At 61.5% G+C, this 25,528-nt stretch carries 19 protein-coding genes and 1 pseudogene; 14 read left to right on the top strand and 6 right to left on the bottom strand.

Going from position 1 to position 25,528, the window contains the following annotated elements; all coding sequences use genetic code 11:
- Positions 1-1,497: 1,497 nt before the first annotated feature.
- From KTR60_RS18285 to KTR60_RS18300, 4 genes are all read left to right on the top strand, one after another.
- A complete protein-coding gene (locus KTR60_RS18285) occupies positions 1,498-6,102 on the top strand; it encodes a DUF5979 domain-containing protein (RefSeq protein ID WP_416309278.1) in 4,605 nt (1,534 codons plus the stop codon).
- Positions 6,103-6,229: 127 nt separating this feature from the next.
- Positions 6,230-6,373, top strand: a complete 144-nt coding sequence (locus KTR60_RS18290) for a hypothetical protein (protein ID WP_003945342.1) — start codon at positions 6,230-6,232, stop codon at positions 6,371-6,373.
- Between the two features lie 66 nt (positions 6,374-6,439).
- Positions 6,440-7,255 carry a class E sortase gene (locus tag KTR60_RS18295; RefSeq protein WP_042923869.1) on the top strand — a complete coding sequence of 272 codons (816 nt, stop codon included), beginning with the start codon at positions 6,440-6,442 and terminating at the stop codon, positions 7,253-7,255.
- The gene (locus KTR60_RS18300; RefSeq protein ID WP_003945315.1) at positions 7,256-7,408 is read left to right on the top strand and encodes a hypothetical protein; all 153 of its coding nucleotides are present in this window, start codon (positions 7,256-7,258) and stop codon (positions 7,406-7,408) included.
- Between the two features lie 211 nt (positions 7,409-7,619).
- On the opposite strand, the gene KTR60_RS18305 is transcribed toward KTR60_RS18300, so the two are convergent.
- Positions 7,620-7,889, bottom strand: coding sequence for a putative quinol monooxygenase (locus KTR60_RS18305; RefSeq protein ID WP_232329879.1), 270 nt, complete (start codon positions 7,887-7,889; stop codon positions 7,620-7,622).
- Positions 7,890-8,114: 225 nt separating this feature from the next.
- On the opposite strand from KTR60_RS18305, the gene KTR60_RS18310 reads away from it, so the two are divergent.
- Positions 8,115-10,292, top strand: a complete 2,178-nt coding sequence (locus KTR60_RS18310) for a glutamine synthetase III (RefSeq protein ID WP_019749120.1) — start codon at positions 8,115-8,117, stop codon at positions 10,290-10,292.
- Between the two features lie 83 nt (positions 10,293-10,375).
- Here the strand turns inward: KTR60_RS18310 and KTR60_RS18315 are convergent, their stop codons facing one another.
- The gene (locus KTR60_RS18315) at positions 10,376-11,710 is read right to left on the bottom strand and encodes a DUF4185 domain-containing protein (protein ID WP_058227156.1); all 1,335 of its coding nucleotides are present in this window, start codon (positions 11,708-11,710) and stop codon (positions 10,376-10,378) included.
- A gap of 270 nt (positions 11,711-11,980) precedes the next feature.
- On the opposite strand from KTR60_RS18315, the gene gdhA reads away from it, so the two are divergent.
- The 4 genes from gdhA to KTR60_RS18335 all read left to right on the top strand — a co-directional run bounded on the left by gdhA (position 11,981) and on the right by KTR60_RS18335 (position 15,986).
- Positions 11,981-13,324, top strand: coding sequence for an NADP-specific glutamate dehydrogenase (gene gdhA, locus KTR60_RS18320; RefSeq protein WP_003945368.1), 1,344 nt, complete (start codon positions 11,981-11,983; stop codon positions 13,322-13,324).
- Between the two features lie 484 nt (positions 13,325-13,808).
- Positions 13,809-15,068 (top strand): PucR family transcriptional regulator, encoded by a 1,260-nt coding sequence (locus tag KTR60_RS18325; protein WP_003945374.1) that lies wholly within the window; start codon positions 13,809-13,811, stop codon positions 15,066-15,068.
- A 363-nt stretch (positions 15,069-15,431) separates the two neighbouring features.
- Positions 15,432-15,575, top strand: coding sequence for a hypothetical protein (locus KTR60_RS18330; protein WP_003945326.1), 144 nt, complete (start codon positions 15,432-15,434; stop codon positions 15,573-15,575).
- 243 nt (positions 15,576-15,818) lie between these two features.
- A complete protein-coding gene (locus KTR60_RS18335) occupies positions 15,819-15,986 on the top strand; it encodes a hypothetical protein (protein ID WP_003945367.1) in 168 nt (55 codons plus the stop codon).
- 154 nt (positions 15,987-16,140) lie between these two features.
- Here KTR60_RS18335 and KTR60_RS18340 read toward each other — a convergent pair whose 3' ends face one another.
- Genes KTR60_RS18340 through KTR60_RS18350 form a run of 3 tightly spaced genes read right to left on the bottom strand, consistent with a single transcriptional unit; the run spans position 16,141 to position 18,741 of the window.
- Positions 16,141-16,386 (bottom strand): hypothetical protein, encoded by a 246-nt coding sequence (locus KTR60_RS18340; protein ID WP_003945295.1) that lies wholly within the window; start codon positions 16,384-16,386, stop codon positions 16,141-16,143.
- Positions 16,387-16,399: 13 nt separating this feature from the next.
- Positions 16,400-17,572, bottom strand: coding sequence for a fatty acid desaturase family protein (locus KTR60_RS18345; RefSeq protein ID WP_064689260.1), 1,173 nt, complete (start codon positions 17,570-17,572; stop codon positions 16,400-16,402).
- Positions 17,573-17,607: 35 nt separating this feature from the next.
- Positions 17,608-18,741, bottom strand: coding sequence for a ferredoxin reductase (locus KTR60_RS18350; RefSeq protein WP_050656813.1), 1,134 nt, complete (start codon positions 18,739-18,741; stop codon positions 17,608-17,610).
- Positions 18,742-18,909: 168 nt separating this feature from the next.
- Between KTR60_RS18350 and KTR60_RS18355 the strand changes: the two genes are divergently transcribed.
- The 3 genes from KTR60_RS18355 (at position 18,910) to KTR60_RS18365 (ending at position 21,377) form a co-directional block, all read left to right on the top strand.
- A complete protein-coding gene (locus KTR60_RS18355) occupies positions 18,910-19,605 on the top strand; it encodes a TetR family transcriptional regulator (RefSeq protein WP_003945327.1) in 696 nt (231 codons plus the stop codon).
- Between the two features lie 35 nt (positions 19,606-19,640).
- Positions 19,641-20,480, top strand: a complete 840-nt coding sequence (locus tag KTR60_RS18360) for an alpha/beta fold hydrolase (protein ID WP_003945355.1) — start codon at positions 19,641-19,643, stop codon at positions 20,478-20,480.
- Positions 20,481-20,555: 75 nt separating this feature from the next.
- Positions 20,556-21,377, top strand: coding sequence for an acyl-CoA thioesterase (locus KTR60_RS18365; RefSeq protein WP_007733332.1), 822 nt, complete (start codon positions 20,556-20,558; stop codon positions 21,375-21,377).
- On the opposite strand, the gene KTR60_RS18370 is transcribed toward KTR60_RS18365, so the two are convergent.
- Positions 21,367-22,728: an MFS transporter gene (locus tag KTR60_RS18370; RefSeq protein ID WP_007733331.1), complete on the bottom strand. Its 1,362-nt coding sequence runs from the start codon at positions 22,726-22,728 to the stop codon at positions 21,367-21,369. The two genes, KTR60_RS18365 and KTR60_RS18370, sit on opposite strands and share 11 nt — an antisense overlap.
- Before the next feature lie 128 nt (positions 22,729-22,856).
- On the opposite strand from KTR60_RS18370, the pseudogene KTR60_RS18375 reads away from it, so the two are divergent.
- Positions 22,857-23,381 (top strand): annotated as a pseudogene (locus tag KTR60_RS18375) (PadR family transcriptional regulator); the annotation flags it as partial.
- A 110-nt stretch (positions 23,382-23,491) separates the two neighbouring features.
- Positions 23,492-25,522: an NADPH-dependent 2,4-dienoyl-CoA reductase gene (locus KTR60_RS18380; RefSeq protein WP_228401124.1), complete on the top strand. Its 2,031-nt coding sequence runs from the start codon at positions 23,492-23,494 to the stop codon at positions 25,520-25,522.
- The last annotated feature ends 6 nt before the right edge of the window (positions 25,523-25,528 follow it).

Below are 25,528 nucleotides of genomic sequence, written 5' to 3' on the forward strand. Positions count from 1 at the left end.
CGAGAACTTGATTCGAAGGTCCGATTTCGCGAAGTGTCCAGAGAGCTGCGAAAAGTACCGTCTGCGGGACCTCGCGGCCACTCGGTGCGGTTGCTCGGATGTGGCGACTGCGCACCGATCGAACCGGTCGCATCCACCATCAGCAACTACTCAACGACCGTCACCTTTTGACTCCGGGCATCGAAAGCGCTTGAAAAGTAAGCCAGTTCATCGTGCCGAGCCGCGCGAGAACGACCTGAACTTGCGAGGTCTCGCGATCTTCGAAGAAGCCTCCGACGTGGCATTTTCCGAGATTCACACACATCCCAGGCAGTGCCTCATCCGTGCGCACAAGAGCGTCGCCCACAGTCGCTGCGACGCGTGATCAGCTGGACTGACGTAACCGTACCGAAGGCCTTCTACGAAAAGCTGGGCGATTCTTTGTCTCGAAATGCCATGTCGGCCCCCGAAGCATTATCGACAGTTAACTCAGGCCGGAATCCAATCTGCTAAGAAAAACGAATCTAATGTGACCCCTATCTCTGGATCATTTCAGAACAGGGGTTTCGATGACCCTCGACTGAATTCACCCCCTAATTCACCCTCCTCCTACACACAGAAAAATGATTTGCATTTGCGTCGAGCGTGTGTGCACAGATAATTCGCTCCACACCTTGTCGTTCCGACAGCAAATAAGGGGCAGTGAACTGCATAAAGGCTCATTCGGTACAGCAGCGCCGACTCGGCTCGGCCGCTCACCGATTGTCGACAAGGGCCAAGGCAGGCATGCAAACGATGGTCGAGATCGAATTGTGATGAACCAGCCAGTTAACTTGAAAGAAATCAACGGAAGATTGATATACCCAGGTAAGCGCAGTTTTTCTTGCATGGACGCACGTCCATGGTGTGTCCAGCTATGCGATTTGCTCGTGTTAGATTCCTGATTGCGCATCGCCCGGTTTGCGCCTTCTGCGTTGTTTGCGCGGAATTTGCATCTTCTCGCGAACGGCCCCGCGCACATTTCTTTACGTTGTGCCAAAGAAAGGAATTTCATGAAAACCGTCACGGCAGCGAAGCACGTAGCACGAAGACTCCCCCCTCGGAGCCATCGCACTGTTGCTTTTGCTATCCGGGATGGTGCTCATGCTCGAACTGCAATGAATCGCGCAGGAAAGATCCTCGGCCGCAGCCTTTAGTACCTCGAAGGTCGTCGCGTTAGGTAATACCGGCGGTCGATTTTTCTTGGAATTTCCTGGCCTACCCAGAGCCGGCCGTCGGTCTGCGCTGGCGCCAACCAGGTCCGATTACCAACTGTTCGGCTCCGCAGTAGGTCGCCTGAGAATCACCAACGCTCGCAACCAGGCTCCAGAGCGGCTCAAAGGTCCCGTTTCCCTATTCGACGGCCCCGGAAACGGGGCCTAAATCATGTGTTCTGAACGAAAGGTGTTCGTCATGCGTAACCGTGTCTTCCCACGCCGTGCCGGGGAGGGGGTGGTGTCTCGGTGGGCAGCTTTGGGGATGATCGTTGCGGTCCTGGCGCTGGTCGTATCGTCGTTCTCTTTCGTCCAGGTTGCCTCGGCCGATGACGTCGGGACCTCGACCACCATAGTTCCGACCACAATAGTTCCGACCACACCGAAGCCGCCCGCGACTACGACGGAGGCGCCACTGAAGACGACGGCACCGCCTACTTCCACGTCGGAGTCACCCACTTCTGCGAAACCGCCGATCACGACGGCGTCCTCGTCGACGACTCCTGTGGCGGCGCAGCGACTGGCCGCACGCGGAGTCAATCCCGGCATCGATGTGAAAATCACCGACGTCCAGGTCGAAGGAAAGAACGACCAGCAGATCACGGTCGGGGACTCCGTCACGGTGAAGGGCATTTGGGACGCGTCAAGCGCGAGTCCGCAGCCGGGCGACCAGTTCACCATTGAATTCCCTGGCGAGCTGAAGCTTCAGTCCAACCCGACGATCGCGCTGGAGGGCGACGATGGGACGGTTTGGGGCACATGCGATCTGGCTGCTTCCACCAATCTCATGACCTGCGTGCTCTCCGACGCTGTGGCGGATCGGCCGGACGAGGTGAAGGGCGATTTCTTCGTCTACACGAAGGCAGTCGAGTACACCACGTCAGAGACTGTGGATTTCACGATCAACAACAAGGTCACGCAGGTCGACCTGCCCGGCACGGGCGGCATCACCGACGGCCGCGTAATCGGCGAGTCGACGAAGTCCGGCAAACTCCAGGACAACAAGCAGTCAGTGCGGTGGACCATCGACATCCCCGGCGCAGATCTGGCCAAGTTGGACACAGGCAACACCGGTTCGGTGACCCTGAGCGACGAGCTCTCCGACAACATGAAGGTGTGTGCGGGCAGCCTGCTCAACGCGAAGCTGTGGTCCGGTCGCCCGGGCGATCTCAAAGAGACCGCTGGCGGCGTCACCGTCACCCAACCCGACGCGGGTGATCAGGTCACGATCAACATCAACAACGGCGGGCCCTTCGAGGGCAGCAAGCTCTACCGCATCGAGTACACCTCATGCACGACCAGCGGCGTTGTGGATCTCAAGGGGACTCAGTACACCAACTCCGTGACGATCGGTGACAACACGGTGGCTTCGGATGGCGTGGGACAGGACTACGCGCCGCAGACCGAGCCCTGGAAGGGCGGCTACCTCGACGGTGGTAAGCGCAATATGGAAGCCGTCTGGACGATTGTGGTTCCGGGCACCGACATTGCCGCCAACAACCACAAGATCGACATCACCGACACCTTCGGCGGCCCCCATGCGGTCTGTGCCTCGGGCGTGCAGGTAGTCATCGAGAAGTCTGACTACCTCCCAGGGCGGGAGAACGAACCCAACTACCGCACTCCTGCCGCAGGATTCACCATTGCTCCCATCGGCGCAGTAGCCGGCGCGAGTACCTTCACCGCGGCGATCACTGTGGATAACCCGGACACATTCAACGAAGAACAGTATTACTACTTCACGTACCGGACCTGCCTGACCACCACCGAGGTGCCGGACTCCGAGGACCATCTCACCAACTCGGCGGTCGTCAACAAGACGTCGATCACGGGAAAGACTGAGGGACCTGGGTTCACGAGCGGCAAGAACGGCGCGATCAACACCACGTCGCAGACGATCGGCGGTGTGGAGCAGCCGGCAGGCACCACCCTCAATTGGACCGTGGAAATCTCCGGACACGATCTCGAGGGCCTTACGGAACCGGCGGTCATCAACGACAGGTTCTCACCGAACATGACGGTGTGTGAAATCGGCGGCGATCTCAAGAGCAACCTCAATCTCAAGGTCGTCGCGCAAGACTTCTTCGACGGCAACAAGAAACGCGATATAACCGACGCCACCTCGGTGGCGCGCGCCGACGGCGGTTTCGATCTCACCCTCCCTCGGGACGCGGACGGTTACAGCCGTCAGACGAAGTACCTCGTCAGCTACACCCTGTGCACCAGCAGCGGCGGACTGGACCAGCGCGACACGGAATACTCCAACACCCTCACCTATGCCGGCAAGCAGACGCTGTCGAAGAGCGTCAAGCAGGAATGGGGCGGCGGCGGCACCGGCCAAGGTGTGTCGCGGGGCTCGTTCTCGCTTCTGAAGGAGATCGCTCCCTTCTCCGAGAAATTCCCGGAAGACACCGAGTTCACTGTGAAAGTCGAGGAGTTCGCCCCCGGGCAAGATCCAGCGACCGACGCCCCGGTGAGCTCCTACGAGATCAAGGTGAAGGCTGACGGGACACCCGTCAGTGGGATCAACCCCCGCGGAACCGGCTGGCAGATCCGCCTGTCCGAGATCAACCTCCCGACCGTTGACGGTGTGTACTTCGAGAGAGGGACGTTCCGCCCGTCGGAGGGTGTGACGCTCAACGGGGACCGCACCGAGGCGCTGGTGACCATCACGCCGAAGAGCAATGTCGGTGTCACACTGCTCAACAAAGCGAGCCTGGGATCGGCGAGGATCACCAAATCCGTCATCGGTGACGGAGCGCGCACGGGGCTCGAGGCTTTCGTCGTCAACGCAGAGATCGCCTTTGGTGACGACGCCGCCGGCAACGAGCTGCGTCAATTCACCCTGAAGGACGGTCAGCACTACGACCTGGGCAAATTGCCCATCGGAGCGAAAGTCACCTTCACCGAGGTCCAACCGACGAACACCGACCTCGTGACGTGGTCGCTGCCGGTGATCAGCCCGAAGACGCTCACCATCGGCACCGACGCGTCGGCGAACACGGTCTCCGTCACCAACGAGGCCACGATCACGCAAGGCACCTTCGAAGTGAGCAAAAAGCTCACGGGCCCGAAGGCTTCCGACAAGGCCGTACCGGCCAGCTTCGACGTGATTGCCACCTGGCTCGATACGGACGACAACCCGCAGAGCAAGACGCTGTCTCTTCCGTCCGACGGCACCACGGTTCCGTTCGGCGAGAACCTGCCGGGCGGCACCGAAGTCACACTGACAGAGCTGGTTCCGGCAAACGGTGATGGTCTCGCCTATGGCGTGCCCGCATACTCCGGGAATGTCAGGATCAGTCCGGACAACGAGGCCGTGGTGACCATCGGCAAGGATCTGCGCAAGATCGAGGTGTCGAACTTCGTCGACGTCAACGACGGCACTCTGCGCATTGCAAAGCAGGTCGGCGGTGAGGCCGCCGAGGCCGTCGGCGACGACGTGGAGTTCACGGTCGAGGCGCGTTGGCGCGACGGTGTGGAGTACCGCACCCAGGTGCTGAGCGTCAAGCAGGGACAGACCACACCGCTCGGCGTCGACCTCCCTGTCGGCACCGAGGTGACCTTCACTGAGACCGGCCGTCCCGATGTCGACGGAGTCGAGTGGGGCACGATCTCCTGGGGCACCAGCCCGGAAGGCGAATCGTGGCTGCATTCGAACCTCGACGGCACCGCGACGGGCATAGTCTCCGACGACCCGACCAACGGTCGACTGATCACGCTGTCGAACGAGGCGCTGTGGAAATTCGGATCGGTCGAATTCACGAAGTTCATCCTCGACGCTGACGGCAACCCCGTCCGCGCACCCGAGGCCGACCTGCCTGACAGCGCGACGTTCGAGGTCCGTATCGACGGGATCGATCCGGCACTCCCCGCTGGAACTGATTTCCCGGCAGTGGGCCAGACCATCACCCTCGATGCCGCAAACGACTGGAGCTGGACGTCCGACGAGGTTGTGCCGCGGAACACCGTGATCACCTTCTCCGAGGTCGACCCCAAGCCACTGGCCGGTATCGACTGGGCGCGGCCGTACTACTACGTCTCCGCGGATGCCGGTGACGCCGATTACCGCGACACCGTCAAGGCGGTGGCCGGTGAGAAGGCTGTGGTGGAGATCCACAACCGCCCGATCCCGACCACCGAGGTGGATATCGACAAGATCGTGACCGGCCCCAAGGGCAGCCAGGTGGCCAAGGACGGATCCACGATCTTCCAGGTCACGGCTACGTGGACGGACATCGACAATGAGGCGCGGTCTTGTGTTCTCGATGTCAAGCCGGGCGCTTCGGTCACTCCGACCGCCCAGTGCGACGCAGCCGTCATCGACGGCCGGGTCCAGTTCCCGCTGAACACCGACATCACTTTCACAGAAACCGGTGCTCACACCGACGTCACCAACGTCAAGTGGGGTGACGTGATCTGGGGCGTCAAGGAAGGCAAGGCGGATGTCTCGAAGATCGACGGCGAACCGACCGCAACTTCCGTCAAGCTCACCGGCGAAGCAAACAAGTCGGTGGTCCTGGGACTCGAGAACAAAACCAGCAGCAATGGGCTGATCATCATCCCGATCCCGATCCCGCTGCCGCCGTGGGAAATCCCGACATGGCCGGGCTCTGAAGTACCCGGAGGATCAGGCACTGACGTGTCGACTCCCGGCAACAACGCTCCCGGCAATAACGGTGGTGGACACAACGGTGCTCCGGGCACACCTGCTCCGGGAAATCCTGCTCAGGCCAAACCGGACCAGTCCTCGTCCCTGCCGGTAACCGGCGCGAACGTCATCTGGCTCGCCGGTCTAGCGCTGGCACTGATCGGCGGTGGCGCATGGCTCACCCTGCGTAACCGCAAGCGTGCACCCGGCCAGGAGTAACTCCCAACCAGAAATACCGAAACAGGGCGGGTGCGACATACACCTGGTCGCACCCGCCCTGTTTCACCGTCACGACGTATCTATCTCGCGGCCGCCGCCGCGGCCCACCCCTCGAAGGAGAAACACCATGTCATTCCTCCCGTTCCCGATCGTCATCGAAGGCATCGAGACCACTGGTTCTGCCGCGATCGACGGCCTCGGTCGCCTGTCCGTACTCCTTTACGATCTCCTCGGCGGTACCGGAAGCGCCACGATCAACGCGGGCAGCTAGTTCGATACGGCACCAATTCGACCCATCAGCTAGCTCGGTAGATCTGTGAAGAGGAGACCCCGGTCCGTGAGCGATACCGAAGTTCCAGGGCGTCGTCGGCCGGGCGCAGGCCAGGTAATCGGCGAACTGCTCCTCACGGCCGGGGTCGTCATCCTGCTGTTCGTCATCTATGAGGCGTTCTGGACCAATATCGTCTCAGGGCGGCTGCAGGACGAGCTCAACAACAGTCTGGAGGAATCCTGGGCCGAAGTCCCCGAAGCCTCAGGAGCGATCGATGGTCAGCCGGTGTCCCCGCTGATCCCTGTGCTCGGCGAGGGATTCGCGCGCGTGCATTTCCCCACACTCGGCGCCGCGTACGCAATCGTCGAGGGCACACGCAACGAGGACCTGCGGGCCGGCCCCGGCCACTACCCGGACTCGCAGATGCCCGGCGAAGCCGGAAACTTCGCGCTCGCCGGGCACCGCAATGGTTCCGGCGCAGTCTTCCAACACCTGGATCGACTCGATGCATGCGATGCCGTCGTCGTGGAGACCGAGTTCCAATGGATGACGTACCGGTTGCTCCCACTCGACCAGGCCTCGCCCGAACGTCGCGCTGCGGCGAAAGCCTGCTTGAATCCCGAGCAAGCCGATCGTGTTTCCGAAGGCGACTACGTCCATCTCCTCGGGCGGCGCATCACCGTGCCCGGGGATGTTGCGGTCGTCAACCCGCTGCCCGGAAGCCCTTGGGCCGAGCCCGACGCCACGCTGGAAAGTATGTTGACACTGACCACGTGCCATCCGCTCTACTCGAACAGCGAACGCTTGATCGTCCACGCGGTTCTCGTCGAAACAATCTCGAAGACTTCGGGCACCATTCCCGCGGCATTCCAGGAGCAATGAATGTACGGATACCTCTGGGGAGCGCTCCCCGGCCCCCGACCAGTGAAGGCCCTGCTGGCGATCGTTCTCGTGGTCGCGGTGGTGCTGCTACTCATGGAATTCGTATTTCCTTGGGTGTCAGAGCATATGCCCTACTCCGACGTCACCGTATAGAGCGCCCGTGCAGGTCGGCCGACACCTGCACAAAGCCCGGCTGGAGCCCGAAGGTGCTGTCCTACATCGGACTCGACGGATCTACGATGATTCTGGCGTGTCGATGCAAACCAGTTTCCGCGTGTGTCGGAACGGGTCGCCTAGTTGACGCTCGGGGCTCTCCGGAATGTTTGTTCGACGCCTGAGCGAGCACTGAAACCTGACTCCGCCGCTACAGAACCTTCGTGAAGATCTGCGCCGGCGCTGCCGTCTCGAGCTTGTCCAGCGCCTCAACCAACCTGACGAAGTGCTCGGTATGAGTGTGGGCGTCGAGGTGCTCCTGCGATTCCCATTCCTCCGCCAACACGAGCTCGCAGGGATTGTCGGTGCGCTGCAGTAACTCGTAATTGATGCAGCCGACCTCTTTTCGGGTCTCGGTGACAAGTTCTTCGTACAACCGAAGCACTTCCGCGAGATCGCCCTGCTCCACTGTGGTTGGCACCAACACCCTGATCACAAAGACTCTCCGATTCGTCTGACCCGCGTTGACCCCTCCGCTCGAATTCTGCCGTAGACCTCCGACAGATCGACATTTCCGTTGTGACTCGAAGTTTGCGGACAGGCGCAATATCTACGAAACACCCCCGATACCGGAGGTTCGTAGGGTTTGCCGAAGTCGGGCTCGCAATCAGCAGCGCAGCCCTGGGCCCGGGCGAGGGGTAAGCACATGAGTGGAAATGCAGTTCGCTTGCAAGCGATCAAGGACGTCGAGGCCTACACACCTCCGGTGGTCAGTTTCACCACCGACGAGACACCCGGCGAGGTGTTCGGTGCCAACGTCTTCAACAAGGTGGTCATGCAGAAGCGACTGCCCAAGCTCGTCTACAAGTCGGTGATGGCGACGATCGAGCAAGGCAAACCGCTTGATCCCATGGTCGCCGATGCGGTCGCGTCGGCGATGAAGGACTGGGCGTTGGAAAAAGGCGCAACCCACTACGCCCACGTCTTCTATCCACTGACCGGGTTGACGGCCGAGAAGCACGACAGCTTCCTCGAGCCGGTCGGCGACGGCAGTGCACTGGCGGAGTTCGCCGGCAAGACCTTGATCCAAGGTGAACCCGACGCTTCGAGTTTCCCGAACGGCGGGCTGCGCAACACATTCGAGGCTCGCGGATACACCGGCTGGGATGTCACGAGCCCGGCCTACGTTCTCGAAAACCCCAACGGCAACACACTGTGTATCCCGACCGTGTTCGTTTCGATGACCGGCGAAGCGCTCGACCACAAGACTCCCCTGCTGCGTTCACAACAGGCAATGGGTTTCCACGCCGAAAGAATCCTGAAGTTGTTCGGCCACGACGACCCCGAGCACATCGTATCGTTCTGCGGTCCCGAGCAGGAGTACTTCCTGATCGATCGACACTTCTTCCTCGCCCGCCCCGACCTCCTCAACGCCGGCCGAACACTCTTCGGCGCAAAGCCGCCCAAGGGCCAGGAGTTCGACGACCACTACTTCGGGGCGATCCCGGAACGTGTGCTCGGATTCATGATGGACACCGAGCGGGAACTTTTCAAACTCGGTATCCCCGCCAAGACGCGGCACAACGAGGTTGCGCCCGGCCAGTTCGAAATCGCGCCGATGTTCGAGCGAGGCAACATCGCCGCGGACCACCAGCAGTTGCTGATGACCACTTTCAAGACAATCGCCAAGAAGCACGGCATGGAATGTCTGTTCCACGAGAAGCCGTTCGACGGTGTCAACGGCTCCGGCAAGCACGTCAACTTCTCGCTGGGCAACTCCGAACTCGGCAGTTTGCTTGTCCCCGGCGACAATCCGCATGACAATGCCCAGTTCCTCGTATTCTGCGCCGCAGTCATCCGGGCCGTCCACAAATACGCGGGCCTCCTGCGCGCGTCGGTCGCATCGGCAACCAACGATCACCGCCTCGGCGCCAACGAGGCTCCCCCGGCCATCATTTCGATCTTCCTCGGCGATCAACTGGCCGACGTCTTCGAGCAGATCGCCAAGGGCGCCGCGACATCGTCGAAGGACAAGGGCACCATGATGATCGGCGCCGATACCCTTCCCGTCCTACCGACCGACCCGGGCGATCGCAACCGTACGAGCCCATTTGCCTTCACCGGCAACCGTTTCGAGTTCCGCGCGCCAGGATCGCTGCAAACAGTCAACGGCCCGATGGTCACCATCAACACGATCATGGCCGAGGCCTTGGACTACATGGCCACCGAACTTGAGGCCGCGGTCGCCGACGGCGCCGATTTCGACACCGCCGTCCAGAATCTGCTCACCGAGATCATCACCAACCACGGTGCGGTTGTCTTCAACGGCGACGGTTACTCGGAGAACTGGCAGATCGAGGCCGAGTCTCGCGGCCTGCCGAACCTTCGCACGACGCTGGACGCCCTTCCTGAACTGATCACCGAATCCTCGATGGAACTCTTCGAGAAGTACAAGGTCTTCAACCACCGGGAGATGCACAGCCGCTACGAGGTCGGACTCGAACAGTACGCACTGAGCATCGGCGTCGAGGCACGCCTGGCCGCCGAAATCGGTACGACGCTGATCCTTCCGGCCGCAGTGCGCCACCAGACGGAAGTTGCGCAGAACTTCGTCGCACTGAAGTCTGCCGGCCTCGAACCGGATTCAGCACCGCTCGAAGAAGTGTCGGCGCCCGTTGCGGCTCTGCGCACAGCGCTCGCGGCCCTGCGCGCAGCAATCGACACCGACGCCGGCGAGTCGCCATTCGATCAGGCCAAGCACGCACAGGACGCACTCCTGCCCGCCATGGCAGAGGTACGTGCAGCGGCCGACTTCCTCGAAACCATCGTCGCCGACGATCACTGGCCACTCCCGACGTATCAGGAAATGCTCTTCATTCTCTGAGCATCACCCGAATATCACTACCCACAGAACTATGGCCTGCAACTCGATCGAGTTGCAGGCCATAGTTGTCGAATCTTGCTCGGCTAGCGGTCTTCCGGCATCGTGACTTCGAGGACGCGAGCCTCACCGGTGGTCGCGGGGTCAGGACGATCGCGCGAATCCGACGACGCCATCTGGAGTCCGTTCAAATCGGTCCGCATGTAGATGACGTTGTAACGGTCCCACGTGGTGGCGACGAATTCGAGGAACTGTCCGCTCGCCCACGGGTGCATGAATCCGCCGTACAACGCGGGCAACGTGATTCCACTCAACAGGGTCTGCGTACCACTCCACGGCCCTTGCGGTTGGTCGGCCTGACGGATCACCAGGTTGCCCTCGGCACTGGTGTACATGGCAACGAACTTGTTCAGGTAGTCGTTCCACTGCACTGCGAGTTCACTGACCGGTGCCTTGATGACCTGAACGGCATCGGTATCTCGCGGACTCCAACCGGAGCCGTCCCAGTATTCGTAGGCACCGAGATTTCTGATGTCGGCGCCGGCCACTCGCGCCAGGATCGCCTTACCGAAACGACCTGAGGGAGTTCCGTATTCGTAAATGTAGCCGTCCCGACCGTCGAGGAAGGCGCTCTGCTGGAAGTTGGAATTGATCGGCGATACTGCCGGAATCCCCGGAATGCCAAGTCCTTCGGTATTGGCGCGAACTGTCGCCGGATCGAGTTCCCAGTTCTCACCGTTGTCCGTGGAGAAAGCCAGAGCCGAGTAGTTGGTGGTCCAGGCTCCGGGTTCGTCCCACGACCGAACGGACATGAATCTGATGTACTGCACACCACCGTGAGAGATTCCAGCGGTCGGGATGGTGGTGAACTCACCCGGAATGCCGAATCCCGGAATGATCTCCTTGGAATGATTGGGGCCGTCCAAAGGAGAACTGTCGATCTTCATCCCGTCGGCAATGGCGGTGTCGTTGCTGCGGAACAATACGTTGCTGCGCCAGTCGTCACCCGGGGTGTCGCAGTCGCCCACCGTGTCGCCGAATGCCATCAGCACGTCGTGATCCGGCCCCGAAAGACCGTTGTCCCACATGATTCCGAGGTCGGTACCCGACACGTTGAACCGCTCGATGGTGTTGTTGGGACTGCCTGGGCCAGTGACCATTTCGATCGCCTTGGTCCGGCCGGTCAGCACCGGCAGAGCACCGTTGGGGGCGCCGGTAATCCACGGCAACGCGTTGGCGAGGGAGCCGGTACCGGCGGAACCACTGCCAAGTGATCCGGTCAGCGAGCCGAGCGAACCCGTCATCGATCCGGCGGAACCACTTCCTCCCGACCCACACGGTCCGCCGATCGCCGACGCAGACGGTGCTGCGGCAATCGTCGCGGCAATCGTGACGACGCCTATCGACAACATCGCCGACATGGAGTGTTTTTTACGCACGTGCAGCCCCTCTGATCATTTCGACTCCCGTTCGGACCACAGGCACAGTGATCCCCGACCGCAGAAGCAAACCATTTGGACTGTGTTAAGAGAGTGAAAGCTGAGCAAATTGTTATAAATCGCCCGTTCAACTGACACAAGTGACAGCTGTGTCCGATTTCACCTTCACAGGACAGTTGTCCGATACAGCAATAAAGGCGCCTAGTATGTAACGGAAATGTAAAAGAGTTCTCACAACGAGGTAGGTGAGCGGTGTCCGTACGTGACCGCGTAGCGCAGATTTACGATCAGGTTTTGGTTCGCAATGCAGGAGAGCCCGAGTTCCATCAGGCCGCCGCAGAGGTCTTCGAGTCTCTTCACGTAGTGCTCGAACGCCACCCCCGCTACGCCGACGCCGGACTCATCGAGCGGCTCTGCGAGCCGGAACGCCAGATCATCTTCCGCGTGCCGTGGACCGACGACCAGGGCAACGTTCACGTCAACCGTGGCTTCCGCGTGCAGTACAACAGTGCACTCGGCCCCTACAAGGGCGGCCTGCGCTTCCACCCCAGCGTCAACCTGGGCATCGTGAAGTTCCTCGGCTTCGAGCAGATCTTCAAGAACTCACTCACCGGCCTGCCCATCGGCGGCGGCAAGGGTGGCTCGGACTTCGATCCCAAGGGCCGCTCCGACGCAGAGGTCATGCGCTTCTGTCAGTCCTTCATGACCGAACTGCAGCGTCACATCGGTGAATACACCGACGTTCCGGCCGGCGACATCGGCGTCGGCGGTCGCGAGATCGGCTACCTGTTCGGTCAGTACAAGCGGCTGACCAACACGTACGAGTCGGGCGTCCTCACCGGCAAGGGCATCACCTGGGGCGGATCGCAGGTTCGCACCGAGGCCACCGGCTACGGCGTCGCGTACTTCGTCGCCGAAATGCTCAAGGCAAAGGGTGAAGGCCTCGAAGGCAAGAACGTCGTGATCTCCGGATCCGGCAATGTCGCCATCTACGCAATCCAGAAGATCCACCAGCTCGGCGGCGTCGCGATCGCCTGCTCGGATTCCTCGGGATACATCGTGGACAAGAAGGGCATCGATCTCGACCTCCTCAAGGAGATCAAGGAAGTTCGCCGCGGCCGCATCAGCGAGTACGCCGACGCAGTTCCGCATGCCGAGTTCATCGCCGACGGTTCCATCTGGGACGTGCCGTGCGACGTCGCACTCCCCTGCGCGACTCAGAACGAGCTCGACGAAGATGCCGCAAAGACCTTGATCGCCAACGGCGTTCAGGCCGTTGCCGAAGGCGCGAACATGCCCACCACCCCCGGTGGCATCCAGCTCTTCCGTGACGCGAACGTAGCCTTCGCACCCGGCAAGGCGGCCAACGCCGGTGGCGTTGCAACCTCCGCTCTCGAAATGCAGCAGAATGCTTCGCGTGATTCCTGGAGCTTCGAGTACACCGACGAGCGTCTCGCCGGAATCATGCGCGGCATCCACAAGCGCACCATCAACACCGCTGCCGAGTACGGAAAGCCCGGCGACTACGTGCACGGCGCGAACATTGCCGGCTTCGTGAAGGTGGCCGACGCCATGATTTCACTGGGCGTCATCTAGAGATTTCCGCACCACAGACAGCAGTACAAAAAGGGTGATTTCACCCTGGACCGGTTCCCGTACATCGGACTGGTCGAATCAATACCTAGGCCTCGAGGGCCCTGGGTCCGCGAGGACCCAGGGCCCTCGAGCTTGCTCCGAGCAAATCGCCCGCGACGAGCACCGTAGGCGCGGCAATGATCCCAGACGGAACTCGTGGTGTCCTCCGAAACCGTTTTCCGCTCTGACGTCGAAAAACACCGTAAGTGGACGATTGTTTAGGTCCGCAGCGCGTGGGGCATATGGACTTATCTTCACATTTGTCCATTTCACAGTTGGACGATCGTTCATGTGGTAGAAATCACAACGCCTGGCGCAATTCGATCCGCAAATTTCAGCGGCGAGTATGCCCCCGAACAAGGCCTCAGCGTGTACCCCGCTTCGTAACGCGCCGAGCCTCCGGGTGCCTGTGCCAGGCGACGCACCTGTCTAGAGGAGGCCACCCATGTCCCCAGCGCTGCTGAACAACCCGGGACCGCTCATGTTGGGAGGCAAGCCCGCCTCCACAGCGGTCAACGACGTCATCCCACTGGCAAGCGATCTCGTAGATCACCTGTCCCGTGCCAACCCGACGTTGACTTCCCTCCAAACGGAGGCAGTACGTCGGGAACTGATTGCGGTGATCGTGCAGGGGCTCCAAGTGGGGATCCAGCTATTGGATCACCGCAAACTTCCCACCGACCAAGAGTTGGACGGCATTCACACGATGACCGTCCAACAAGCATTGAAAGGCGTGCCACTCAGCGCGATCCTCAACTTGACCAACGAGGGCATCAGCACTTTTCGCACCCTCATCCTCAGCCGGGCCGACGCCGAGGACTCCGCCAATCTCGGGGATCTCAACGAGTTCTTGTTCGCACTTGCGCAGCGGCTTCACTCGTTCATCTCGATCAGCTATCTCTCGGCTCTTCCAGCCGGTTCCCAACTCGGGGAATACTCCGCCGGCGCCCTCGTGAAGGCCATGCTGGACGGCGACGATCCCACCCAGCTTGCGTTGCAGATGGGCGTTGAACTCGCACCCCGCTATCTCGTCCTGCGGCTCCTGGTGAACCTGCCGCCCATCCGCCCGGGAGCACGCAACGGCAACCACCAGCGCATACAGGCCTACCGTGACCTCTCCGTCGCTCAATCGAAAATCGCGGCCCACTTCGGGTCGGCGCTGCTCGAAGCTCCTGCACCGCAACGTGGTCTGGTCCTGATCGAGGGCACACCCGACTGGGGAACAGTGTGCGAGGTCATCCAACGTGCACGCGCAACGGTCGGGGTGGAGATCACAGCAATCGCCGAGAACGCCGCGGTACGAGATATCGCCGCCGCCCAAGCAACCACTCACGAATTGGCACAACTCGTGCGGCGCCTGAGACTGCCGGCGCGGTCGTACCGAATGGAAGACCTCGCGCTCGAGTATCAACTCACTCGGGGTGGCGCAGGCCGCGACAGCTTGATCAATCTTCTCAAGCCACTCGACGGCAATCCGGAACTGCTGCAGACATTGTCCATACATCTCGCCAACGGCCAGCATCGTCAGCGCACCGCGTCGGCGCTCGGCCTGCACACCAACACCGTCGACAATCGAATCAAGCGCATCGCAACCCTGACCGGATTGGATCCGGCCCTGCCCTCTGAACTGCTCAAACTGCGCGCTGCCATGATCTCGCTGACCTTCGCAAGCACTGATGTGGACAATCGTCCAGCGAAAATGTGAACACTCACATCCTCGCTATTAGCTGTCCACGTGTGGCGCCTGGACCCCACTTTTCCGCCCCGAACCGGGCTATAAAAGTGTGGTGCGAATCACCGCGCAAACCAGTAACAATTAAGGGGAAACACATGATCAACGGCCAGGATAACGCTCTCCTCGGTGCCTTCTTCGACACCATCCTGCAGCTCTTCAACGCGGGCAGCACCGGCACGGGCTCGACGGATGGCGGCGGCGTCTCCTAGGACGAATCTCGGGCCCTGTGCGAGAGAATTTCTCGCACAGGGCCCGCTCCAAGCCGCCTGACACTGTGATGGCGGTGACCACGGTGACCACCACGTCGCCACCGCTGAAACCAGGAGCAAGCACATGATCGCCGCACCAACCACAGGCGCTTTGGCCGTCGTTTTGAACACCGTCCTACAGATGTTCAACGCCGGCAGCAGTTTCCTCTACACCGACAACTCTCCGATTGGCGGCGGCGGCGAAACTCCCACGACGCCTGCTCCCTGATCGACTTACCCGCTCGCATCACACAGTCGCGGCACAGACAGGAACCACCGTGATAAACCAGCACACCCTGGGCAGCCTGGTCATCGACTTCGGCTCACTCTCCCGAGCACTCGGCTTCGGCAACGGCTCCATCGTGTCGCTCGGCAGCACCGGAAGTGGCTGAAACAGCCCGCCTGACCACGTCGACGATCCCGTCGCCGCTCACCTTCTCACCACATCTCGAAACAGAAAGCAGGTCCCCCTGTGCCTACAATTCCGCTCACCGGCGACCCCATCGTCATCAACATCATCGTCCAGCTACTGAGCGCGGGCAGCAGCAATGCACTCGCACTGGGCGGAGTCGGTAGCAGCGGTCTCGGTAGCACCGGGCTCGGCAGCTTCGACTCGGCGAGCCTCGGCAGCGCTGCTTAGGACCTCACTTGTGATCGGTGTTCGATCCGCGTCTTCGGCCGCCGAAACAGTCCACGAAACCCACGTTGCCCTCCGTCATCTGTGACGGAGGGCAACGTGGTCGTTCAGGCGAGACGGCTCGCGGTTGCGCGATCAGGCCGTCCGCCGCGGTGAATCAACGCCAGTCTTCAGGTGGATCGCTGTCGTCGTGCTCGATGGTCACGGACTCCGAACGATCGTCAGCTGCAGCCTTTTTCGCTGCTTCACGCATCTCGATTCCGTCGGACACCCAGTCGCCGATCTCGCGCGTCACGTCTCGAACGGCCCCGGCGATGATCATCGCGATCGAGCCCACGTGGTTGGCTGCACTTTCGGTCAGTTCCTGGACCGTGTCCTTGCGGCGTTCGAATTTCCCGACCATCAGTGTGTGCCTCTCAGGCTGCAGTTCGCTGGCGCTCGACGATAACACCGGGAGGGGTCGTCGACTTGACCAAACCGGGCGGAAGAGCGAGCTTGAAGATCTTGCCCCATACCGAACCGATCTGCTTGAAGAACCCACCGGTGTTGTACGGCAAACCGTACTTCCCACACAATTCTTTCACCTGGGGAGCGAGTTCCGGATAACGATGCGCAGGCAGGTCCGGGAACAGGTGGTGCTCGATCTGGTGCGAGAGGTTGCCGGACATGATGTGGAAGAGCGGGCTTCCCTCGATGTTGGCGCTGCCGAGCATCTGACGCACGTACCACTGCCCGCGAGTCTCGTCGGCCGTCTCGTCCTCGGTGAAACTCTGGACACCGGTGGGGAAATGGCCACAGAAGATGATCGAGTACGTCCACACGTTCCGGACCAGGTTGGCGGTGACATTCCCCGCGAGAGTGGTCACGAACAGCGGCCCCGTGAGAACCGGGAAGATGACGTAGTCCTTGAGGACCTGCTTGCCCGCCTTGTTCCACCAGCCCTTCAGAAGCGGCTTGACGTCGTGCCACTTGCGTTTGCCCTGGATGACGTTCTCGATCTCGAGGTCGTGCATCATCACGCCCCACTCGAAGAGCATCATCAAGGCAAAGGCCCAGACCGGATTACCGAGGTAATAGGGGTTCCACTTCTGCGCGTCGTCGATACGCAGGATGCCGTATCCGATGTCACGGTCTTTGCCGAGAATATTGGTGTACGTGTGATGCATGTAGTTGTGCGAGTGACGCCACTGGTCGGCCGGGCACACCGTATCCCATTCGAAGACTTCGGAATTGAGCCCTGGTTCACGCATCCAGTCGTACTGACCGTGCATGACGTTGTGGCCGATCTCCATGTTGTCGAGGATCTTGGACACGCTCAATGCACCGACTGCCGCGAGCCACACCGGAGGCAGGAAGCCGAGGTACATCAAGCCGCGACCTGCGACCTCGAACCCGCGCTGAGCCTTGATGATCTTGTAGATGTACTCCCGATCCTCCGCCCCGAGCGAGGCGACGGTGCGATCGCGCAATGCGTCCAACTCGCGGCCGATCTCCTCGACCTGCTCGTACGTCAGGACGACGGGAGCGTCGTCCTTCGCATCGGAACCGTTGCCGAGGAACGGGAGGGTGGGAAGTGAAAGTCCAAACATGTCGGTCTCCAGACAGTCGTGTGGAAAATGGGACTTCAAATGTCGACGGTGACGTCGCCGACGGGAGCACTGACGCACAGCTGGATCTTCTTGTCCGGCTCGTCGTCTGTCTCACCGGTGCGCACGTTTCGGGTACGGCCCGCCTTCTTGACGGAGGTGCAGGAGAAGCAGATTCCCATCCGGCATCCGTACTCGGGATTGAGGCCCGCAGCTTCTGCTTGTTCGAGAAGTGTTTCGCCGGAGTTCTCGGCCGCCACCCCACTTTTGGTGAATGACACCTCGCCGCCGGCCTCCCCCGGCTCGGCCACCGCCGGCGCAAACTCCTCGGTGTTGAGCAAGTGCTCGACGTCGACCTCACGGAACACCTCACGCACTCCCCGCATCAGTCCGGGAGGTCCGCAGAGATAAGCCTGGGCGTCGATCGTGTCCGGATCGGCGATCCAAGGAGCCACCGCGTCGAGGTGCCCGCGATCGAAGAAACCTTCGAGGTCACCTCCACCGCTTTCGGTGTACACGAGTACCAGTTTCACGTTCGGGTTCTGCTCGGCGATGGTCTTCAGCGCGCGCGTGTACGCCACGTCGGCATCGGTGTTCGCGTAATGCACGAACACGATCTCGCCCGAGTGCTGCTCCTCCACCAGCGTCCGAAGCATCGACATGACCGGGGTGATTCCACTGCCGCCACTGATCAACAACACCCGACGCGGGCGGTCGACGGGAAGGGAGAACACCCCGTCTGCCTGCGAGAGGCTGACAACGAGCCCGGGCGCTGCGTTGGCGTACAGATACTGCGACACCAAGCCACCCGGATGCGCTTTGACGGTGAGCTCGATCAGCCCGCTGCGCGTAGACGCGCCCCCGGCCGGCGAGTAGCAGCGAGTGTGACGAACACCGTCGATCACCACGCCCAACTGCACGAACTGGCCCGCCTGAAAACCGCGCCACTGGCGAGTCGGGCGCAGCGTGAGAGTGACGGAGTCAGCCGTCGGATGGTCGACGGCGACAACCTGCGCGCGGATGTCACGAACGGTCGCCATCGGGTTGACCAACTCGAGGTACCGATCGATCTGATGTGGAGCAGCCATGGCTTCGATCAGTCCCACCAAGGACAGTCCGCGCCGAGGTGTGGACTTCGGTGTCGTGTTCTCAGGAGCAGATGCGATTGTCATGACCCTCCTCGTACTTCGATTGCCGGGTGTATCGATTGCTGGGCTAGCTTCCCCCGACTGCGTGAATTCAGTGTACAAATGTTCACCGAAGATAGTGTGACAGGTGCACACAAGTACATGTCAACAAGAATGTGATCCGAGTTACACGAGTTGCCGAAAGGAGCCGGAATGCCTGTACCTACACTCGACGTCGTGACGAAGGCCGGACCGGTGAACCCAGAGCGCAGGGAACCCGACAACAGGGAGCCGGAAAGTCGTGCCGCAAAGAAGGAACGCACACGCCAAGCACTCCTGGACACTGCCATGGACCTCTCGGCCGATCGCGGCTTCGCCGGAATCAGCCTGCGAGAGGTAGCCAGGGAAGCCGGGATCGTTCCGACGGCGTTCTACCGCCACTTCGCTTCACTGGAGGACGTCGGTGTCGTCCTCGTCGAAGAGAGCATGCGCATGTTGCGCCAGATGCTGCGCGACGCAAGGCGTAATCCCAGCACCAAGGACGCCGCTACGTCACTGGGCATCCTTGTGCGACAAGTGCATACACACGAGCGACAGTTTCGGTTCCTCTGCCGCGAACGCTACAGCGGCGTCAGTGAGGTACGACGTGCGATAGCCACTGAAATGCGGTTGTTCGTCAGCGAACTGACCATCGACCTCTCCAGAATTGCCGGACTGGAAAGCTGGTCGTCGGACGATCTGGAAATGGCTGCCGACCTGATCGTCTCGACGATGTTCAGCGCTGTCGTCGAACTGCTGGACGCCGGGACGGCCGGGTATCGCGACGAAGCCGCCGTCATCACACGAGCCGAGAAGCAACTGCGAGTCATCATGCTCGGAATGGCCACCTGGAATCCACCTCGAAACTGACCTCGGGTTCACCTTTTCGACGTACGGTGAGAGTCATGTCTTCCACGAGTACATACGAAATCCCCGTTGGCGACCTCACCTTCGACGTACTGATCTCGGGCCCGGACGACGGCATTCCGCTGGTAGCGCTGCATGGCTTCCCGGAGAGCGCCGCATCCTGGGGCAAGGTCACACCACTGCTCACCGCAGCGGGCTACCGCGTTATCGCACCGAATCAGCGCGGTTACTCCGCCGGCGCGCGCCCCGAAGGGGTGGATGCCTACAAGATCGAGCACCTGGTAGCCGACGTCGTCGGATTGCTCGACGCGCTCGGCCTGTCCGACGCGCATCTTGTCGGTCACGACTGGGGTTCGGCGGTCGCCTGGCAGGTCGCCGGTCGCCATCCGAACCGGATCCGCAGCCTAACGGCGATCTCGGTCCCCCACCCCACCGCCTTCGGTTGGGCACTCCGCGAGGACGAGGACCAGAAGCAACGCTCGTCCTACATCGGACTTCTCCGACAGGAGGGAAAAGCCGAGGAAGTGTTGTCGGAGGACAACTTTCGCCGGCTGCGCGCCATGTTCGACGGCCAGATCGATCCTGAATTCGCCGACGAGCACATTCGTGTCCTGAGCGGGGAGGGCGCGCTGACCGGCGCCTTGAACTGGTACCGCGCGATGACCCGCGACTTCGGCGACATCGATCGCACCACCGTGCCGACCACGTATGTCTGGAGCACCGGCGACACAGCGCTCGGCCGCGCAGGCGCAGAACGCTGTGGTGAATTCGTGGACGCCCCCTACGAGTTCGTCGTGCTCGACGGCGGAAGTCACTGGATTCCGGAAGAGCGAGCCGAAGAGTTGGCCGAGGCGATCCTCGCACGTGCAGGATCCTGATCGCCGCGACGAATTCGGCTCTATGTATGTTGTCATACATAGAGCCGAATTGATTCCATCACCAGGAGTTCTGCGATGACCGAGACCGTTGCACCACCCCATCCTTTCGACGCTGCTGTCGGATTGACGCCACTCACCGCCGGCTTGTCGACCGGCGAGACCAATCCGGCGTACAACAACATGGTCGGGCCATTCGGCGGCGTCACCGCTGCCACGTTGCTCGAATCCGTACTGAAGCACCCCGAACGCCTCGGCGATCCGCTGTCGTTGACCGTCAACTTTGCCGGTCCGATCACCGAGGGCGCCTTCGAGATCTCCGCCCGGCCGGTGCGCACCAACCGCTCGACGCAGCACTGGTCCATCGAACTGTCTCAGGACGGAACCGTCGCCACTACCGCGACGGCAGTGTTCGGTACCAGGCGTGAAACCTGGTCGTCTACCGAGATCACGATGCCGGAAGTTCCGTCGGCCGAAGACGTTACGCTGCTGCCGTTCCCCGAGTTCATCGCCTGGGCACAGAACTACGAGATGCGCTTTGTCGAGGGTGCGATCCCCGACCTGGAGTCGGGCGAGCATCCCGACTCGACAACGACGCTCTGGGTGCGCGATCAACCGGCACGCGCTCTCGACTTCACGTCGCTGACCGCACTGTGCGATGTCTTCTTCCCACGAGTTTTCTTGCGCCGAGGCAAGATGGCTCCGGCTGGGACGGTCTCGATGACCATCTACTTCCACGCCGACGCTCAGACGCTGACCGAACAAGCAGACAATTCCGTGCTGGGAACCGCGCGGACCCAACGGTTCGGCAACGGGTACTTCGATCAGTCGGCCGAAATTTGGGGCAGTGACGGCGCATTGCTCGCTACGACACACCAGTTGGTCTACTTCAAGGATTGACGGGAAGCGCACTGTCCCCTTCCGGCGCCTTCACCATCGACAATGCGGCAAGGCCGACGCCGAGAACCACCAGCAGTCCGATGATGCCGGCACGGTCTGCACCGAAGAGCCATGCGAACAGGCCGAACAGTGTCGGTGCCAAAAACGACACTGCTCGGCCTGTGGTCGCATACAGGCCGAACATCTGACCTTCACGACCAGGCGGGGTGATGCGCGCCAGGAAGGTTCGTGCCGAAGACTGAGCGGGCCCGACGAAGAGGCAGAGCGCGAGACCGAAGATCCAGAACATCACCGGCCCTGACACCGCGATCAGGATCGCGCCGACCACGATCATCGACGCCAGCGAGACGGTGATGACCTGTTTCGGTCCGATCCGATCGTCGAAACGTCCGGCCACCAATGCACCGATTGCGGAAATCACGTTGGCCGCAACACCGAACAACAGCACGTCGGCCGCACTGATTCCGTAGACGTTGACAGCCAGCACGGCTCCGAAGGTGAACACGCCCGCGAGACCGTCACGAAAGAGCGCGCTCGCGATCAGGTACCAGATCGTGCGCCTGTCGACGTTCCAGAGTTCGCGCAGATCGCGCCACAACACCCGATAGGAGTCGAGGAACCCGGCCTTGGACGCTCCCGGATCGACCGCGGGGCTGGGCAACTCGGGAACCTTGAAGAACACCGGAATCGCGAAGACCGCGAACCACACTGCAGCCAGCAGTGCCACCATCCGGATGTTCATGCCACCGTCGGTGGTCAATCCGAGGAATCCCCGAGTGTCGCCGTCGCCGACGATGAACCCGAAGTAGCACAGCAACAGCAGCACGATTCCGCCGAAATATCCCATGGCCCAGCCGAAGCCGGAGACTCTACCCAGATTCTCCGGTGTCGACACCTGCCGCATCATGGCGTTGTAGGGAACGCCGGCCAGTTCGAAGATCACCGAACCGATTGCGAGCAGAACCAATCCGAGCCACAGATAGCGGTAGTTGTCTTCGACGAAGTAAAGGCCCGCCATCGAGAGCACGGTGATGCCGGTCAGTATCGCGAGCGAGAGTTTACGTTTACCCGACGCATCGAAACGTTGTCCGGTGATCGGAGCGAGAATCGCGATGAAGAAGCCGGCGATTCCGAGTGCCCAGCTGAGCCACGTAGTTGCCGAAATCGTGCCGGGAAGGTCGTCACCGACCGCGTCGGTGAGATAAACCGAGAAGACGAACGTGAGGATCACTGCGTTGAATGCGGCCGATCCCCAATCCCACAGCCCCCATGCGAACACTTGACTCTTCGTGGCCGCACCGCCGATGCCTGCGGGTGGCTCTGCCTGCGTGCTCGTGGACTCGGCGCTCATACGGCGAAGCCTAACTGCGCGCGGGCGACTCGGCGCCTCTCTCCGAAGTCGACATACAAGACGCTCTATGCACCCGAGTTAGTACGCACTTAGTTGCATACGCACCTGAGTGCATAGATACTTTTTCCATGGCACTCGAACATGCGTTGCTCGTCTCCCTTTCCGAACAGGATGCGTCGGGATACGACCTCACACGCCGGTTCGACAAGTCGATCGGCTTCTTCCACAGCGCGACGCACCAGCAGATCTACCGAGTCCTCAAGCGAATGGACGAGGCAGGCTGGGTGGAGGTGGAGGCCATCGCGCAGGACGGCCGACCGGACAAGAAGATGTACCGCGTCAGCGATGCCGGCCGCGCCGAACTGACCCGATGGATCGCAGAGCCGTCCGAACCGAACCACCTGCGCAACGAGTTGGCCATCAAGATCAGGGCCGCTGCGCACGCCGATCTCCCCGCTCTACGACGCGAAGTCGCTCGCCACCGCGACGGCCACGCCGCCCGCCTCGACGTCTACCGACTCATCGAAAAGCGTGACTTCCCCAATCCAGCAGCGCTTTCCGGCTCTTCACTGCACCAGTACCTCGTACTTCGCGGCGGCATCCGCGTCGAAGAAGGATTCACCGACTGGTGCCAGGAAGTTCTGGACGCATTGCCCACTGGCGAGTACGCCATCGAAGACACCGGCGAGTACGCCACCGAAGACACTGGCGAGCCCGCCACCGAAGACACTGGCGAGTACGCCACGGAAGGACATCTTCAGTCATGACGGATACACAGTTCCCCCGCCTGCTCGAACCGCTCGACCTCGGATTCACGACGCTGAAGAACCGCGTCGTCATGGGATCGATCCACACCGGCCTCGAAGATCGCGCGAAGGACACCGACCGCTTGGCCGAGTACTTCGCCGAACGTGCCCGTGGCGGAGTCGGCTTGATCATCACCGGCGGCTACGCGCCCAACCGCACCGGTTGGCTCTTACCCTTCGGCGCCAAGCTGACCAACCGCATCGAAGCGCGCCGTCACCGCCGGATCACCAAGGCGGTTCACGACGCGGGTGGAAAGATCGCCATGCAGATCCTGCACGCCGGCCGCTACAGCTACCAGCCGTTCAGTGTCTCCGCGTCGTCGATCAAGGCCCCCATCAATCCGTTCCGTCCGCGCAAGCTGACCGGCCGTGGGGTGCGTTGGCAGATCCGCAACTACGTTCGCTGCGCGCGTCTGGCCAAGTCCGCGGGTTACGACGGCGTCGAAATCATGGGCGGTGAGGGCTACTTCATCAACCAGTTCCTCTGCGAGCGCACGAACAAGCGCACCGACCAGTGGGGCGGCAGTTCCGAGAACCGTCGACGCATGGCAGTCGAAATCGTGCGACGCACACGCAAGGCCGTCGGCCCGAACTTCATCATCGTGTTCCGGTTGTCGATGGCAGACCTGGTCGAGGGCGGTCAGACCTGGGATGAAATCGTCTCATTGGCAAAGGAAGTCGAAGCTGCCGGCGCCACGATCATCAACACCGACATCGGATGGCACGAGTCACGGGTGCCCACCATCGTCACCTCGGTTCCCCGAGCAGCCTTCGTGGACATCACGAGCAAGCTCGAGAAGCACGTCGGCATTCCGGTAGCCGCCTCGAATCGGATCAACATGCCCGAGACTGCCGAAGAGATCCTCAACCGCGGTGACGCGCAGTTGATTTCGATGGCCAGGCCGATGCTCGCCGATCCCGACTGGGTGAACAAGGCAGAACGCGGAGCGTCCGACGAGATCAACACGTGCATTGCCTGCAACCAAGCCTGCCTCGACCACGCCTTCGTTCACAAGCAGGTCTCCTGCCTGCTCAATCCGCGCGCGGGCCGTGAGACCACGCTGATCCTCTCCCCCACTCGGCGGACCAAGAATCTCGCCGTCGTCGGCGCCGGTCCTGCCGGACTTTCCGCAGCACTCAATCTTGCTCAGCGTGGTCATTCGGTCACGTTGTTCGAGGCCTCGGACAAGATCGGCGGGCAATTCGGGATCGCACAGCTCATTCCGGGTAAGGAAGAGTTCGCCGAGACCATTCGCTACTACACCCGCATGCTGGACGTGGCCGGAGTGACGGTCAAGCTCGAAACCCGCGTCGCACCGGCAGATCTCATCGGCTCCTTCGACGAAGTCGTGGTTGCCACCGGCGTGACGCCGCGGGTTCCCAAGATCCCCGGCATCGAGAACCCGAAGGTGCTGACCTACGCCGAGGTCGTCCGAGAGGGCAAGCCCGTCGGCAAGTCCGTCGCCGTCATCGGTGCCGGCGGCATCGGCGTCGACGTGAGCGAATTCCTCACGCACCCCACTTCCCCCACTCTTCATCTCAAGGAGTGGAAGCAGGAATGGGGCGTCACCGAACCCGAAATGGCCCCGGGCGCTCTCACCACTCCGGTACCAGAGCTCTCCGAGCGGGAGGTCTATCTCCTCCAACGCAAGCCAGGACGCATCGGCGCCGGCCTCGCGAAGACCACCGGCTGGGTCCACCGGGCGGCCCTCAAGAACAAGGGCGTCCACGAGCTCTCGGGCGTCAACTACGAGCGCATCGACGACGCCGGCCTGCATATCACCTTCGGTGAGAAGCACGAGAAGCCCCGACTTCTCGAGGTCGACACCATCGTCATCTGCGCCGGGCAGGAGTCGGTTCGCGATCTGGTGGACGAACTGACCGTCGCGGGTGTGGTGACCCACATCATCGGCGGCGCGGATGTCGCTGGCGAACTCGACGCCAAGCGTGCCATCGAACAGGGCACACGACTGGCCGCGAAGATCTGACCGGCT

The organism is Rhodococcus sp. C1 (genome assembly GCF_020809065.1).
Classification (GTDB): Bacteria; Actinomycetota; Actinomycetes; order Mycobacteriales; family Mycobacteriaceae; genus Rhodococcus_F; species Rhodococcus_F qingshengii.